The following is a 14,025-nucleotide window of genomic DNA, read 5'->3' as shown; positions in this document are numbered from 1 at the left end:
TCTCCTTACAGTCCTAACCGGCGGAATACTTCCTCATAAGCTTCTTCTACATTTCCAAGATCCCGGCGGAAACGGTCCTTGTCCAATTTCTCATGAGTCGTCGCATCCCAGAGTCTACAGGTATCCGGTGAAATTTCATCTGCAAGAATGATTTCTCCTTTATATCTGCCGAATTCTACTTTGAAGTCAATCAGCTCAATATCAGCTTTGGCAAAAAAATCCTTTAAAACCTCATTTACCTTGAATACAAGCTCGGTGATCCGGTCAATCTCTTCCCTGGTCGCCGCTCCGATCGCAATGGCATAAAAATCATTGATCATAGGATCGCCCAGCTCGTCGTTCTTATAGCTGAATTCCAGAGTAGGAGCCAGAAGCCTGGTGCCCTCTTCGATTCCCAGCTTTTTGGAAAAGCTGCCGGCCGCCACATTTCTTACAATAACTTCCAGCGGCACGATCTCCACTTTTTTAACCGCTGTCTCCCGGTCGCTTAATTCTTCAATAAAATGAGTGGGTACTCCCTCTTTTTCCAGAATCTGAAAAACATGGTTTGTCATCCGGTTATTTACCACACCTTTTCCGACAATAGTCCCCTTCTTTTCCCCGTTAAAAGCAGTTGCATCGTCCTTATAATCCACGATCAGCACATCGGAAACATCCGTGCAGTACACTTTTTTTGCCTTGCCCTCATAGAGTAAATCCGTTTTTTTCATTCCGCTTTCCACCATTTCCTCTCAAAGAATCTTTTGTTTTTAACAAGAGCATTATATACCAACGTTCCTGTAAAAGCAACTGATTTTGTGGAAGGGAGCGATAGGGCCGGGAGGAAAAGCCGGGGCGGCAAAAGGACGGCGGGGGATTCGGGGGGCTGTCTGGAGGGGCGGACTTGTCCCGCGGTGGAAAATGCGGTCAAATCACATAAGATGAACTAGCAAAGGGGTTCAAAAAGCCAGTATTACATTTTATATCGAAAAACTCGCTTCGCTCAAACATTCGATATAAAATGGGGCTTTTTGAACCCCTTTGCAAGTTCATCTAATGTGATTTTCCCAGCATTTTCCACCGCGGGACAAGTCCGCCCCTCCAGACAGCCCCCCGAATCCCCCGCCGTCCTTTTGCCGCCCCGGCTTTTCCTCCCTACTTTGGCTCAACCTTTACCTACTATCTTCTATATCTGGAGCATCATCCAGCCTGTACCAGAGTAGGGTCTGAGGCGGACCGGGGCGTGGGGAACGAAGACGCCGGACAGACAGGCAGACCAAGTTGGGCCGGGGCCGGGAAAAATCCGCCGGGTCTTGGGGCATTGGGCGGCCGTGCTGCTGCTTAACAAAAGTGGAGCGGGGAATCCAGGATGCGCGGCGGCGTTCACCGCCGACGCGCAAGGGCCTCTGAATCGAGAACACATCATGTGTTCTTGATGAATAGGCCCGGTTCCTGGATTCCCCGCTCCACTTTTGTTTAGCAGCAGCCGGCGCAAGCCCACCGCCCCAAGACCCGGCGGATTTTTCCCGGCCCCGGCCCAACTTGGTCTGCCTGTCTGCCCGGCGTCTTCGTTCCCCGCGCCCCGGTCCGCCTCAGACCCGGCCCCTGGTCCCCCTGCCAGGCCCTTCCTCTCAATCCCGCAGCGGGTAGACCCATGCTAAGAGTACTCCGGCCAGGGAGAGGATTCCCGGGATAAGTAGGAAAATTATTTGGATTGCAGCTAGGACTGGTTTGGTGGGGACTGCGTCGGGGACGTACCCGGCAAAAGATAGGATTTGGGTGCAGATGATGCCTGAGACGGCTATTCCTATTTTTTGCACGAAGGAGAGGATGGAGGTCATGATGCCCTGGGGGCGCTGTCCGGTCAGACGTTCTCCGTAGTCTATGGTGTCGGTCAGGATGACGAATACGAGACCTGTGCCGATGGAGAAGCCCAGGGCGGACAGGAGGCAGAAGGTCAGGTTGCCAAGCCAGTTTTGGCGGCACAGGGCGGTGCATAGGATTGACAGGAGGCTCAGACCGTTGCCGAACAGGACACAGGTACGGGCGCCCCATTTTCTTTTGGCGCGGGGCATGAGAAACGCGGATAGTACGGCGGCGACCGGCATGAACGTGAGAAGGACGGCGCTTAGCTCGGTACGGCCCAGATAATATTTGGCATAGTATACGGTCGCTTCCTGCCGCATCATCATGAAGGTGAGCTGGCAGAACTGGATTCCGCAATATAATATCCATGGTCTGTTCTGTTTGAGCGAGCCCAGGGCTTTTCGGATGTCCGGCTTGTTTTCCGTAACGGCTGGCTGTATCCGCTCTTTGGTATTGATAAAACAGATCAGCATAAATATAGTAAAAAGGATGGCGAACAGAAGCGCGGTACGCAAAAAACCCTGGCGCTGGTTTGGGGCCAGGTGGGTTACAAAAAGCATTGTGGTGGCCGTGACAAATACACCGCCTAGGTTGGAACCCAGGCATTTGTATTTGTTGAACTGCACACGTTCTTTGGCATCCGCTGTCATCAGGGACATGAGGGTTGAAAATGGGACGTTCATCACCGCGTATACAAGGCAGAATGCCACATACAGCGTTCCTCCGTAGAACCCTTTCAGGCTGGCGGACAGTTCCGGCATTCCGAATAGAAGTACGAAAAGAACACTGACGGGCCAGATCCCACACAGGAGATATGGCCGGCAGCGTCCCATCGGCGACCGGGTCCGGTCTACGACGAACCCCATCAGCAGACTTGCCAGTGCATCTACGATACGGCCCGCTATGAGGATCCGGCTGATCACAGCCAGATCCAGGCAGGCGACGTCGGAAAGATAGTACATTAAATAGGAAGAAACAAATAGAAACAGTCCATTGCTGGCAAAATCCCCCAGGCCATAACTGATCTTCTCTGATTGTTTTATGTCCATGTCATCCATCCTATCACAAGTCAGTTTCGTTAAGAACAAGTCCGGAGACTGATGTCAGTTCTGATATTGTCGTCAGTCCAAATCCAGCTCGGACATGGTCGCGGGCATTTCATGCCGGGTGTTTACCTTTCCTTCATCGGTTACCAGATCAAAACAGGATGCCACGATGCGGCCTTCCCAGATAATCGGTTCTCCCGGCTGATCCAGGCCGCCGTCCAGCCCGTCGCAGTCCGGGCTCTGGGCGATGCGCTCCACACGGCCGTCGGGATATACTTTTGCGATGGCGTTGGCGGAGAAATCGGCGATGTATATGTTTCCTTCCCCGTCACAGATCATTCCGTCGGTGGAGGTCAGGTTTTCCGGATCTTTTGCGAATACTTCATTGGAAGCGGCGGATCCATCCGGGGCAAATGTAATCCGGTGTACGGCGCCGTCGCCGAAGTTACCCACATACAGGTTCCCGTCTTTTCCGAATACGATACCGTCCGCGCCGTACTGGCAGGCTTCATTGTCCGTCACAAAGGTAGTGAATATATGCGCATCTTCCAGGGTATTGGTGATGTGGATATTTTCTTCATCCAGGCCAAAGCGGTACACGCAGCTGACCAGATGTCCGCTGGGATCTTCTACCTTACTTAACAGGCTCTGGGTGACATACATATAATCGCCGCGGATCCGGATGCCGTTGGGATGCTCCATCCCGTCCGCCACCACTTTCCAGCTTTTTATCCCGTCCTGATCGACAATCAGCTTTAATACCCGTCCTTTAAAGGCCAGTTCCTCTTTTCCCGACCATCCCTGGTTATCACAGACATACAGGTTATAGTCCGCGTCAAAGGCGATTCCCATATTTCTGGCAATGCCGGTCTCCGGATGAACCGGCACGTCAAACCATTTGGTAATGTTTTTGTCTTTGTCAATCTTTACCACACAGCCTTTGAAGCTGTCATCCGCGTAATTGGGGCAGGACAGGATTAAGTTTCCCTCCTGATCGATCTCCATACCGTCGGGCGTACATACGTAGTCCGGCAGGATTGTAAATAATCTGGGTTGCTTCATATTAAAATTACCTCCCTTTGGCTATTCATATTTTTTCGATTTGTGATTCCTCCGCCACCTGCGCCATCACGGATTTCACATACGCGCCGGCCCGGTCATATTCTTCCTCTGTCTCCATATGCTCCACAAAAGCCGGCATATCCGGGTCCAGACGGTCCAGTTCCCGGATTAACGCCGGATAGTCCAGGATTCCGTCCCCCGACATCCGCTCCTGCACATAGAGCGTGAACCTCTCATCCATATACAGATCTTTTAGATGGCAGCTCTTCATATAAGGGCCCAGCCTCTGTATGCATTCTGTGAGGAACACAGCGTTTTGATAGTAAGTTCTGGGGCTGTACATCATATTTACCGGATCCCAGTGCACAGCCAGCGCCGGGCGGTTCACCGCATCCAGCAGTTCCAGGTAAGTTTCGATGCTGTCCGGATACAGCCAGGCAGAGGGTTCAAAGGTATAGAATGTCTTAACCGGCCCTACCGCGTCTATAATTTCCCGTGTGGTTTGCACGATTTCGTCAAAGGCCTTCCTGGTAAAATTTTCGGGATGAGGCCCGTACCATACGTCCGGGTTGTAGGTGCCCGTAATATTTACACAGCATCTGGCTTCGATTTTCTCCGCCAGTAATAACTGCCGTTTGGCAAATTCAACCGCTTCTTTTCTGGTGCGCGGGTCCGGATGCATCGGATTGTTCCAGACGCCGACTTCACCGATCACGATATCTGCCTCCGCCGCTGCTTTTTTATATTCTTCGATCACAGCATCCGGTGCGGTTGCATCCAACGGGCAGATCGCGGCCCGGTACCCTTTTTCCCGGACCCTCTCCGCCCACTCATATCCGTTGGTATATGGTTTAAATATAGCTCCGCCCAGTCTCATAATGTCAATTCCATCCGTTCTATAATGTGATCCTGATACACTTCATCCAGCTCCACAAAATATCCGCTCCAGCCCCAGACCCGCACGATCAGGTTCTGGTGATCCTTCGGGTGTTTTTTGGCATCCAGCAGGGTATCCTTGTTCACCGCGTTGATCTGCATCTGATGGCCGCCCATATCCAGGAAGGATTTGACCAGCATGGCTACCTTTCGGATGCTTTCCTCGTTTTTGAATACCGTATCGTGCAGTTCGATGGTCAGAGGGCCGCCGTTGGCCGTCAATTTCAGATCGGGTTTGCTGAAGGATTTGACTAGGGATACAGGCCCCTTCAGCCTGCAGAACAGGCTCGGAGAATAGTTGCAGGCGAAGGCCTCTCCCGCCCGGCGTCCGTCCGGTGTGGCCGGAAGATCTTCCGACTGCCAGATATAGTACATGGCGGAACCGGTTCCGGCCCGATAGATGCCGCCCCTCTCATTGGTATAGCCCTCCAGGGCCCCGGCAAACCAGGCCAGCAGGCGGGACGCGATTTGATCGGGATCTTCCTCGTCGTTCCCCATCTTAGGTCCCTCATAGCGAAGCCGGTTCAACAGCAGCTCGTGTCCCTTATAATCCTGTGCCAACGCGTCCAGCAGCTCCTGTTTTTCCACGCTTTGCTCATCGTAGACGAACCGTTTGACCGCCGCCAGGGAATCCACCGCGGTTGACAAGCCGCTGCCATGGATCCCAAAGTTGTTATATTTATTTCCCAGGGAAATATCTTTCGCCCGGGATATACACCCATCCATCATGAGAGACATCACCGGAGACGGCTCCAAATACAGGTTTTTATATTTTGTGACCATCTGCGCGCACTGTGTGCGTATTTTCTCGTGAACCACCTTCATGAAGTCTTCAAATTCCATACATTCCGTCAGTTTGGGCAGGCATTTTACCACCACATCCGCAAAAGAGAGGCCATCGATATTGGGAATGTCCATGCCTTTGCCGGGTATAATGAATTCCCAGCAGGCCGCTACCACATATTGGTAAGCGTCCTCCGGTTCATACCCCCAGCGCAGAAGGGCGGGTATGACCACGTCATCATTGGAATACTGGGGAAATCCAAGCCCCTGCTTGGTCATCCGGGTTCCTTTTTCATATAAGGCCAGCGGCGTATTCTTATGTACCCGCAGATTAATCTTCGGATCGATCAGCTTTAATTCCAGGCTGGCATCCATACACAGATCCGACAGGAGGTTATAGCAGTCGCTCCCGTCCTGGGCGCAGCCGCCCAGCACCATACTCTGTCCATTGTCCCCCTGCTGCATTCCGGTGTACAGGTCGCTGTCCCTGTTGAAGCTGATAAAAAATTCCTCCAGCAGTTCAAACGCCTCCTCTTTGGTGAGCGTCCCGTTCTCCAAATCCCGCTTTAAATACGGATACATATACTGGTCAAACCGTCCGACCGTATTGTGGTAATTAAAGGTACACCACAGGCAGTAGTGAAGGAACCGGAAGAACTGCAGCGCTTCCTCAAAGGTTTGGGCTGCTTGGGCCGGAATTCTGCGGAAGGTTTCGGCAACTCTTAGGTTTCCCGCTTTTTCCGCCGCATCCCCATAACGGCCGGCGAAGGCGAGCATCTCATCCGTCATGCGAAGCATTGCCTCCAGATAGGTATACTCTTCCCGCGCCTTTGGATCGTCTGCGGACTTCCTTTTTTCCATCTGTGCCCGGATTTCTTCCTGTTTCCCTAATAGTCCGGTTCCGATCACCTCCGCGTAACAAGGGTTGATATTGCACACCTTCCCCTGCTCGTGGATATAGTGCGCTTCGCTAAGCGCTTCCTTCTCTTTGGGGGTGTGTATTTCCGGAAGTGTCACTGCCGTACGGATCATCGCTATGCGTTCCCAGGGATAGACCACCGGCTGTTCCTTCTCCAGTACATAGCAAAAACGCCGTACGACCCGCTCCAGATCGGAGTATCCCGCCTTTTCGAATGTTTCTGCCAGCCGGAACGGGTCTTCCTTCTCCTGGCGGAATGCGTGATGCGCTTTGTTCCGTATAAAATAATCCAGCTGATTCCTGATATTTTCTGTCATTAAGTGCCTCCTCTCTTCTGACTGTCTGGCGCCGTATACGCAAATGCATTGCGATAGGCCGTTACATGATCTTATAGGGTATTTCTCTTTTTTCAAAGGCGTCCAAATGGTATTGCGGTTTCTGATCCGTCCGAAACTCAGGATGATAGCTTCTTCCCACCATGCCGTATTTGGCCCCTGCCGTCTTATGATAGGGAAGCAGTTCCACTCGGACCAGCGGACCGGCGTTTGTAAGAAGCCCGGCTGTCTGTTCCATATTCTCCTTAGTATCATTCACTCCGGGGATCAAAGGAATCCGTATCATATACGGTGTATTTCCGGATTTTAGCTGCTTAAGGTTAGCCAGGATCTTCCGGTTGCCGGCACCGGTATAATAGCGGTGCTTATCATCATCCGCCAGCTTGATATCCATGATTACAAACTGCAGCAGCCCGACTATCCTTCTGAACCATTCCCCGTCGCAATATCCGCTGGTTTCCACACATGCATGCAGGCCGTTCAGTTCCCGGATACACGCTTCCAGGAATTCCGGCTGCGCAAATGGTTCCCCGCCTGAGAAGGTCACGCCGCCTTCATTTTTCAGAAGGAAATCCCGGTCTTTTAAAATCCGTCCGGCCAATTCCCGGGGAGTGACGGCCGTCCCGCAGATTTTCCGCAGGTGCATGGGACAGACTCCGATGCATTTGCCGCAGACCCGGCAGTTCGAAGGCGAAGGACATACCTGTGCACAGCGCCCGCAATGCAGACAGCCGTTGGGGCTGGTCATCAGCTCCGGAGCGAAGCTCATGCCCTCCGGATTATGGCACCACATGCAGTGGAGCGGGCAGCCTTTGAAGAAAACCGTGGTGCGTATCCCGGGTCCGTCAAATACGGCAAATTCTTTGATGTCAAAAATATATCCCTGCATACTATTTTTACAATTCGAGAATCCGATGTTCTTCTTCCGGAATCTCCACCTTATGACAGTCGTTAAAATACGTCCGTTCCGGCAGCAGCACGATCGATGTCACCGGTTTATCTCCTGCCGGCATCTGTGCATAATGCCAGACCCCTGCCCTGATCCAGATCATCACGCCGCAAGGAATATAGAACGCTTCCAGTTCCTCCAGCGGGATCTGTTCGTCGGCGGAAGCCGGCGCGAACGCCATGACCACATCGCCGTCCAGCATCATAAACGCCTCTCCGGTATGGGTATGGTACTCCATGATCTTAACTTTTTTCTCTCCCGGAAGCGCCACACCCGCAGAGATCGACACCTGTCCCCCGGCCTCTATCTGCATGATATCCCGGTAAAAGCAAACCGGATCTTCGCCGGTTCCCAAGTGCGGCGTGTCAGGATTCAGTACTTTTGCATAGCTCCCGAATTTATAGAAGCTGTCTAATGTCAATGGTTTCACTTTAACTGATTTCATAAAGCCCCTTCTTTCTATCTGCAGTTCCTTTTATCCAATCAGGTCCGCGTTCTATATTCCGCCGGCCAGGTAAGGAAACTTCTATTTCCCCAGTTTTATTTTATAGAATAATCCTGCTGTGCCTTACCCCAGTATCTCATCGATTCTGGCCAGCTCATCTGCGGTAAACTTCTGGTTCTCCAGCATTTTCACATTCTCGATAATCTGTTCCTTGCGGCTGGCGCCCAATAATACGGATGTAACTCCGCCCTCCCTGACATCCCAGGCCAGAGCCATCTGCGGTAGGGACTGTCCGCGCTCCTTCGCCAATTCGTTTAGCTGTATGACCTTATCCAGGACTTCCGCGGTGATATCCTCTCCATTTAAGAACGGGCAGTTCTGATTGTCGGCCCGGGACCCTTTGGGAATCCCGGCGATGTACTTGGTGGTCAGCAGCCCCTGCTCTAACGGGCAGAATGCCACGGAACCGATCCCTTCCTGCTTCAGCACATCGAAGAGACCCTGCTCCGGGATACGGCAGAACATATTGTACCTGGGCTGATGGATCAGCAGTTTGACTCCCAGATCTTTGAGCATACGGGAAGCCTTCCTGGTATCCTCCGCGTTATAGTTGCTGACGCCCACATACAGCGCTTTCCCCTGCCGGACCATATCGGCCAGCGCTCCCATCGTCTCTTCTAACGGCGTATTCTCATCCCGCCTGTGATGATAGAAAATATCCACATAGTCCAACTGCATCCGCTTCAGGCTTTGATCCAGGCTGGTCATCAGGGATTTTCTGGAGCCCCAGTTTCCATAAGGGCCATCCCACATCTCATATCCGGCCTTTGTGGTGATGACCAGTTCATCCCGGTAGCCTTTGAGGTCCCGTTTCAGCACCTCGCCCAGCACCTCCTCCGCACTTCCCGGAGGCGGCCCGTAGTTATTCGCCGCATCGATGTGATTGATTCCCAGATTAAAAGCGGTCAGAATCATTTCCCTGCTGTTCTCGTATGGGTAGGCTTTCCCGAAATTATTCCAGATACCCAGACAGAGTTTCGGCAGATACAGGCCGCTGTCACCGCATTTTACATAGGACATATTCTCATAACGGTTATTGGCGATCATCTATCCTCACTCCTCCGTCATTTTCTTGTAATCTTCCACAATCCGGATGCCGGAACTGGTTCCAATTCTGGAAGCCCCCGCGTCGATCATGGCCAGGGCTGTCTGTACATCGCGGATACCGCCGGCTGCTTTTACCTTTAACTTGTCTCCCACCACGGACTTCATCAGACGTACATGCTCTGCTTTTGCCCCGTACTCACCGAAGCCTGTGGAAGTTTTAATGAAATCGATCCCGATTTCCAGCGCGATCTCGGCCATCTTAACGATCTCATCCTCGGTCAGATAACAATTTTCAAAGATCACCTTCGACGTCACCTGATATTTCCGGCACATCTTGACGATTCCGTCCATTTCCTTTCGGATATAGTCATAATTCTTATTCTTCAGTTCCACCAGATTGGCCACGTAGTCAATCTCTCCGGCCCCTTTACGGATCGCATCCTCCGTCTCGAACACTTTCGTTTCCAGGGTAGACTGTCCCAGCGGGAAGCCTACGGCGCTGTCCACCAGCACCGGCGTATCTTTTAACTGTCCGTAACAGAACTCTGTCGTTGCACAATTGATCGCTACGGTTTTGAAACCATATTGCTTCGCCTCATCACACAGCTTTTCAAATGCCTCATTCGGTACATATTGTTTCAGATTTGTATGATCGATCATGTTGGCCAGCTGCTGCCAGGTTAATTTTTTGTCACTCATCCTATTTTCTCCTATTCAAATACTGTTGTCTTCTTTGATTCTACTCCGCTCTTAATTGCGCCCCCCGGATCAGACCCTGTTCAATTTATGATAAACCTGTTCCAGTGCGTCGTAGGATTCATTGAACAGACGGTACATTTTCCCATAAATCCCGAAATTCTCCGGCTGCGGCTCTATGATACGCTCCACCGGATTCAATGTATGGATCACTCCAAAATCCGAAAACGCGCCGATCCCTACTCCCGCGCATACGGCCGCTCCCATGGAAGTAGCCTCCTCCACATACCTGGGAATCAGAATCCGCTTCCTCCAGATATCCGCCAGCATCTGCACCCACACGGCGCTGGAAGCCCCGCCTCCGATCAGCGTCAGTTCTTCCGCCGGAAGTTTTCTCTCCAGAATATCCAGAATCACCTTCAGGTTATAACCCACCCCTTCCATAACGGAACGGATCATATCATCTTTCGTGTGAATCGCACCCAATCCGATAAACGTCCCTCTCGCGTCCAGATTCCATCTGGGACTTCTCTCCCCTAATAAATATGGAAGAAACAGCAGCCGGTTCGCCCCGGCCGGCCGGACGGCCGCCCGCTCGTTCAGATATTCCGGAAGTTTTAGCCCTTTTTTCTCAGCGAAATCCTTTTCATAGTCACATAGGGTCCGCATCGTCCACTGAAACGAATATCCTGCCGCCTGCATCGTCCCGCATGGCGTATACAGCTTCTCATCCAGCGCCACCCAGTTAAAAGTCCGCATCTCCCGGTCGAAGACCGGAACCTTCGAAGCATTGGAAATCCAGGACGAAGACCCCAGCACATTATACATCCGGCCCTCTTCCACCGCGCCGGCTCCCGCCGCCGCGCAGCTGCCGTCCCCGCCGCCCATGATCACCGGAGTGCCTCTCAGAAGCCCGGTCTGCGCCGCTGCTTCCTTCGTGATCCCGCCGATCCTGTGCGTGGATGTATAAAGCTCCGGCAGCAGATCCATCCGCAAACCATATGCATCCGCCATCCGCCGGGACCACTCTTTTTTCTCCAGATCCAGCAGGTTCGTTCCCGACGCGTCCGAATAATCCGTGGCAAATTCCCCGGTCAGCCTGCAGATCATGTAATCTTTCGCATTGAGCAGCTTAAACGCCTTCTCATAGACTTCCGGTCTATGATCCTTAATCCAACGGCACTTAGCCGCAGAATAAGACGCGCTCAGCCGGTGCCCCGTAATCCGGTAGGCCTCCCGGCCGTCCACCTGTTCCTCCACTTTTTCCATAAGGCCGTCCGCCCGGGTATCCGCCCAGATCAAAGCCGGATGCAGATGCCTGCCCTTCTCATCTACCAGCACACATCCCATCATCTGCCCGCTAAATGTCACACAGGCTACCTGTTCTTTCCGGATGCCCGCGCGCTCCATCAGTTCCCTGGCTGACCTGCAGACCGCCGTCCACCATTCCTCGGGATCCTGTTCCACGAACCCATTTGCGGGCGTCTGTGTTTCATAAGGAACCGTTAAACTGGCCGCCAGCTTCCCCTTAAGGTTATACAGCGTAGCTTTATTTCCGCTGGTTCCCAGATCATGGGCCAATATGTACTCTTGCATCCCTCACCACTCCTTCTGCAACGATTTCTTCCCCGTACAGCCCTTTTAAAAAGTAACCATTACTTTAAACGCCTCTTGTTTCGCCGTCATCTCGAATCCCTCCAGTATCTTTTCAAAGGGAACCACGTGAGAATAAAATTCCTCCGGCTTCAGAATCCCGGACCGGATCCAGTTCATCACCTGCTGATGCGCCTGCGCCTCTTCCCACTTGGTCGGCCATTGAATAAACTGCAGTTGCCAGTTATACTCGGAATTCGTCCAGTCCAGCTCCATCGAATTGTTGGGTGATATACCGTAGACGCAGATCTTACCGTTGAAGGTTACCAGGTTCATGGCCTGATTGATGATCTGGCTGCGTCCTACCGCATCCACCACATAATCCACACCCTGCGGACAGACTGCCCGGATCTTCCCTGTCAAATCCGGGTCCGTGCTGCAAAATGTCTCATCCGCACCCAGATCTCTGGCTTTCTGCATCCGTTCTTCGGTCAGATCACAGACGATGACCGGACCCAGGCCCAGGATCTTGGCAAACTTGGTAAAGGAAGCCCCCACCGGCCCGCATCCATAGATCACGATGCTTTTATTCGCCTGTAATGCAAAGGTTTTCATAGCGCTCAAAACTTCCCGGAACGTAATCATCATAGAACCGTGTACCGGGTCCATTTCTTTTGGAATCACCTTCTGGGTGTATGCGGATACGGGAAAATCCGGGGAATCCTGAGATACCCCGCTCTTTACCAGGGCTTTCCAGTCCCAGCAGACCGCATATTCCGCAAACGCGCCCCAACCGGAATGGTAGGGCCCGTTCATTCCCTCCTGGAACGGGCAGAGCACATGGTCCCCCAGCTTAAAGTTCTCCACGAAACGCCCCATCTCTACCACTTCGCCAACGCCCTCATGACCCAAAATGGCCGGATATGTATGGAATCCTTTGAATTTACCATGAATGATTTTGGCATCGGTCCCGTTGCAGATTCCGCCGGCCAGCATCCGCACTAACACCTGATAATCGTTAATTTTCTGTTTTTCTATCTCCACGATGCGAAGCGCACCGTTTTCTTCTACCGCTAATGCTTTCATAACCATTACCTCCAATACCGCATTCCGGCCTGACACATACGCTCTTTGAGCCCTTTCTGTCTGACTCTTTTTCTTCTTATTCCGTATAATTCCGGATCACTTCCTCTGGAATATAGGCCGATTCCCGGATTACAATCTTTTGCGGCAGCACCTCATGGGCCGTCCGCTTTTTGCCCTTGATCACACTCTTGAACAGCTGGTAGCAGCTGCGCCCTAAAAGCTTCTCATCCTGGGATACCGTTGTCAGTGACGGATTAAAATATTCCGACACGGTGATATCATCGAAGCCCACCACCGCGATGTCCTCCGGCACGCTGATCCCCATTCTGCGGGCCGCGCTCATAAAGCCGTGAGCGATCATATCGTTGGATGTAAGCACCACCTGGGGCCATTCCTCCCGGGGTATGGAGTGCAAGAATTTTTCCAGCAATGTATAAGAAGTCTGAACCTTTAAATGATGCAGCGTGTTATCCAAAATCGCCGTAGAATCCTTTTCATTGACCTGGCAAAGCTTCAAGCCTTCCAGATACCCCCGGTATCTGGCTTCCAGGTTATCCTGCACCGTAACCGGCTCTCCGGCATATGCGAAACGCCGGTATCCGGCATCGTAAAGCGCGCATACCAGGTTTTTCACCGACTGCTCGTTGTCAAATTCCACCGACGGAAGCTCCCCGTGATGCCGGTCTCCTAAGACCACCGGCACATTGGCGTCCAGACAGTCTTTGATGATATCGTCGTCATTGCCGCCCCCGATGAAGATCAGGCCATCCACCCGCCTCTCGATCAGCGCATGGACTCCTTCTCTTACGTTATCGTTGTTAAAGGATGCGTCGCATAAGAGCACCACATAATTATCCTCCCTGGCCGCTTCCAGTATACTGGCCGCACACCGGGCGTAAAATTCACTGGAGATATCCTGCAGAACCACTCCGATCAGACGGGTCCTCTTCTGCCGCAAAGCCCTGGCCAGCGCATTGGGCGAATAGTTCAGCCGCTCAATAGCCTCCCACACCCGCTCCTGCGTCTCCGCTGATATGGGGGCCGTCCCATTGATCACATGGGATACCGTCGACGGCACTACCTGCGCCAGATTCGCCACATCCTGAATGGTTGCTTTTTTCTTCTTTATCCCGGTTTTATCCATATTTACACTCACAATATCAACTCCATATTTCCTCATTTTCATTTATCCTAATACTAACATATTTCTTCGAATTTTCAAA

The 14,025-nt window shown here is 52.3% G+C and carries 12 protein-coding genes; all 12 read right to left on the bottom strand.

Annotated features, from left to right (window positions below; genetic code table 11):
- Nucleotides 1-5: 5 nt before the first annotated feature.
- The 12 genes from purC to KTH89_RS02560 all read right to left on the bottom strand — a co-directional run bounded on the left by purC (nt 6) and on the right by KTH89_RS02560 (nt 13,982).
- On the bottom strand, nt 6-710 hold the full coding sequence (gene purC / locus KTH89_RS02615; protein WP_158342846.1) for a phosphoribosylaminoimidazolesuccinocarboxamide synthase: 705 nt from the start codon (nt 708-710) through the stop codon (nt 6-8).
- Nucleotides 711-1,610: 900 nt separating this feature from the next.
- On the bottom strand, nt 1,611-2,894 hold the full coding sequence (locus KTH89_RS02610; protein WP_238720515.1) for an MFS transporter: 1,284 nt from the start codon (nt 2,892-2,894) through the stop codon (nt 1,611-1,613).
- 72 nt (nt 2,895-2,966) lie between these two features.
- Nucleotides 2,967-3,953: an SMP-30/gluconolactonase/LRE family protein gene (locus KTH89_RS02605; protein ID WP_238720514.1), complete on the bottom strand. Its 987-nt coding sequence runs from the start codon at nt 3,951-3,953 to the stop codon at nt 2,967-2,969.
- 25 nt (nt 3,954-3,978) lie between these two features.
- Entirely contained in the window at nt 3,979-4,830 is an 852-nt protein-coding gene (locus tag KTH89_RS02600; RefSeq protein WP_238720513.1) for a sugar phosphate isomerase/epimerase family protein, read from the bottom strand.
- Entirely contained in the window at nt 4,827-6,908 is a 2,082-nt protein-coding gene (locus KTH89_RS02595; RefSeq protein WP_238720512.1) for a pyruvate formate lyase family protein, read from the bottom strand. The genes KTH89_RS02600 and KTH89_RS02595 overlap by 4 nt, the downstream gene beginning before the upstream one ends.
- A gap of 61 nt (nt 6,909-6,969) precedes the next feature.
- Nucleotides 6,970-7,815 carry a glycyl-radical enzyme activating protein gene (locus KTH89_RS02590; protein ID WP_238720511.1) on the bottom strand — a complete coding sequence of 282 codons (846 nt, stop codon included), beginning with the start codon at nt 7,813-7,815 and terminating at the stop codon, nt 6,970-6,972.
- Between the two features lie 7 nt (nt 7,816-7,822).
- Nucleotides 7,823-8,320 carry an ureidoglycolate lyase gene (locus KTH89_RS02585; RefSeq protein ID WP_158345168.1) on the bottom strand — a complete coding sequence of 166 codons (498 nt, stop codon included), beginning with the start codon at nt 8,318-8,320 and terminating at the stop codon, nt 7,823-7,825.
- A gap of 123 nt (nt 8,321-8,443) precedes the next feature.
- On the bottom strand, nt 8,444-9,427 hold the full coding sequence (locus KTH89_RS02580) for an aldo/keto reductase (protein WP_238720510.1): 984 nt from the start codon (nt 9,425-9,427) through the stop codon (nt 8,444-8,446).
- A 6-nt stretch (nt 9,428-9,433) separates the two neighbouring features.
- Nucleotides 9,434-10,126 carry a deoxyribose-phosphate aldolase gene (deoC, locus tag KTH89_RS02575; RefSeq protein ID WP_238720509.1) on the bottom strand — a complete coding sequence of 231 codons (693 nt, stop codon included), beginning with the start codon at nt 10,124-10,126 and terminating at the stop codon, nt 9,434-9,436.
- Between the two features lie 69 nt (nt 10,127-10,195).
- Entirely contained in the window at nt 10,196-11,719 is a 1,524-nt protein-coding gene (locus tag KTH89_RS02570) for a xylulokinase (protein WP_238720508.1), read from the bottom strand.
- 45 nt (nt 11,720-11,764) lie between these two features.
- Nucleotides 11,765-12,802, bottom strand: a complete 1,038-nt coding sequence (locus tag KTH89_RS02565; RefSeq protein WP_238720507.1) for a zinc-dependent alcohol dehydrogenase — start codon at nt 12,800-12,802, stop codon at nt 11,765-11,767.
- Between the two features lie 76 nt (nt 12,803-12,878).
- Complete coding sequence (locus KTH89_RS02560; RefSeq protein WP_238720506.1) at nt 12,879-13,982, bottom strand: LacI family DNA-binding transcriptional regulator; 1,104 nt, start codon at nt 13,980-13,982, stop codon at nt 12,879-12,881.
- Between the last annotated feature and the right edge of the window lie 43 nt (nt 13,983-14,025).

Origin of the sequence: Diplocloster agilis (assembly GCF_019042275.1) — a bacterium.
Taxonomy (GTDB): Bacteria; Bacillota; Clostridia; order Lachnospirales; family Lachnospiraceae; genus Diplocloster; species Diplocloster agilis.
This window is presented reverse-complemented; position numbering and strand designations above follow the sequence as displayed.

Excerpts from the sequence above, each read along its gene's own strand:
- KTH89_RS02595 (WP_238720512.1), bottom strand. The coding sequence starts at position 6,908 with ATGACAGAAAATATCAGGAATCAGCTGGATTATTTTATACGGAACAAA.
- KTH89_RS02605 (WP_238720514.1), bottom strand. The coding sequence starts at position 3,953 with ATGAAGCAACCCAGATTATTTACAATCCTGCCGGACTACGTATGTACG.
- KTH89_RS02565 (WP_238720507.1), bottom strand. The coding sequence starts at position 12,802 with ATGAAAGCATTAGCGGTAGAAGAAAACGGTGCGCTTCGCATCGTGGAG.
- deoC (WP_238720509.1), bottom strand. The coding sequence starts at position 10,126 with ATGAGTGACAAAAAATTAACCTGGCAGCAGCTGGCCAACATGATCGAT.
- KTH89_RS02610 (WP_238720515.1), bottom strand. The coding sequence starts at position 2,894 with ATGGACATAAAACAATCAGAGAAGATCAGTTATGGCCTGGGGGATTTT.
- purC (WP_158342846.1), bottom strand. The coding sequence starts at position 710 with ATGAAAAAAACGGATTTACTCTATGAGGGCAAGGCAAAAAAAGTGTAC.
- KTH89_RS02570 (WP_238720508.1), bottom strand. The coding sequence starts at position 11,719 with ATGCAAGAGTACATATTGGCCCATGATCTGGGAACCAGCGGAAATAAA.
- KTH89_RS02585 (WP_158345168.1), bottom strand. The coding sequence starts at position 8,320 with ATGAAATCAGTTAAAGTGAAACCATTGACATTAGACAGCTTCTATAAA.
- KTH89_RS02590 (WP_238720511.1), bottom strand. The coding sequence starts at position 7,815 with ATGCAGGGATATATTTTTGACATCAAAGAATTTGCCGTATTTGACGGA.
- KTH89_RS02560 (WP_238720506.1), bottom strand. The coding sequence starts at position 13,982 with ATGAGGAAATATGGAGTTGATATTGTGAGTGTAAATATGGATAAAACC.
- KTH89_RS02580 (WP_238720510.1), bottom strand. The coding sequence starts at position 9,427 with ATGATCGCCAATAACCGTTATGAGAATATGTCCTATGTAAAATGCGGT.
- KTH89_RS02600 (WP_238720513.1), bottom strand. The coding sequence starts at position 4,830 with ATGAGACTGGGCGGAGCTATATTTAAACCATATACCAACGGATATGAG.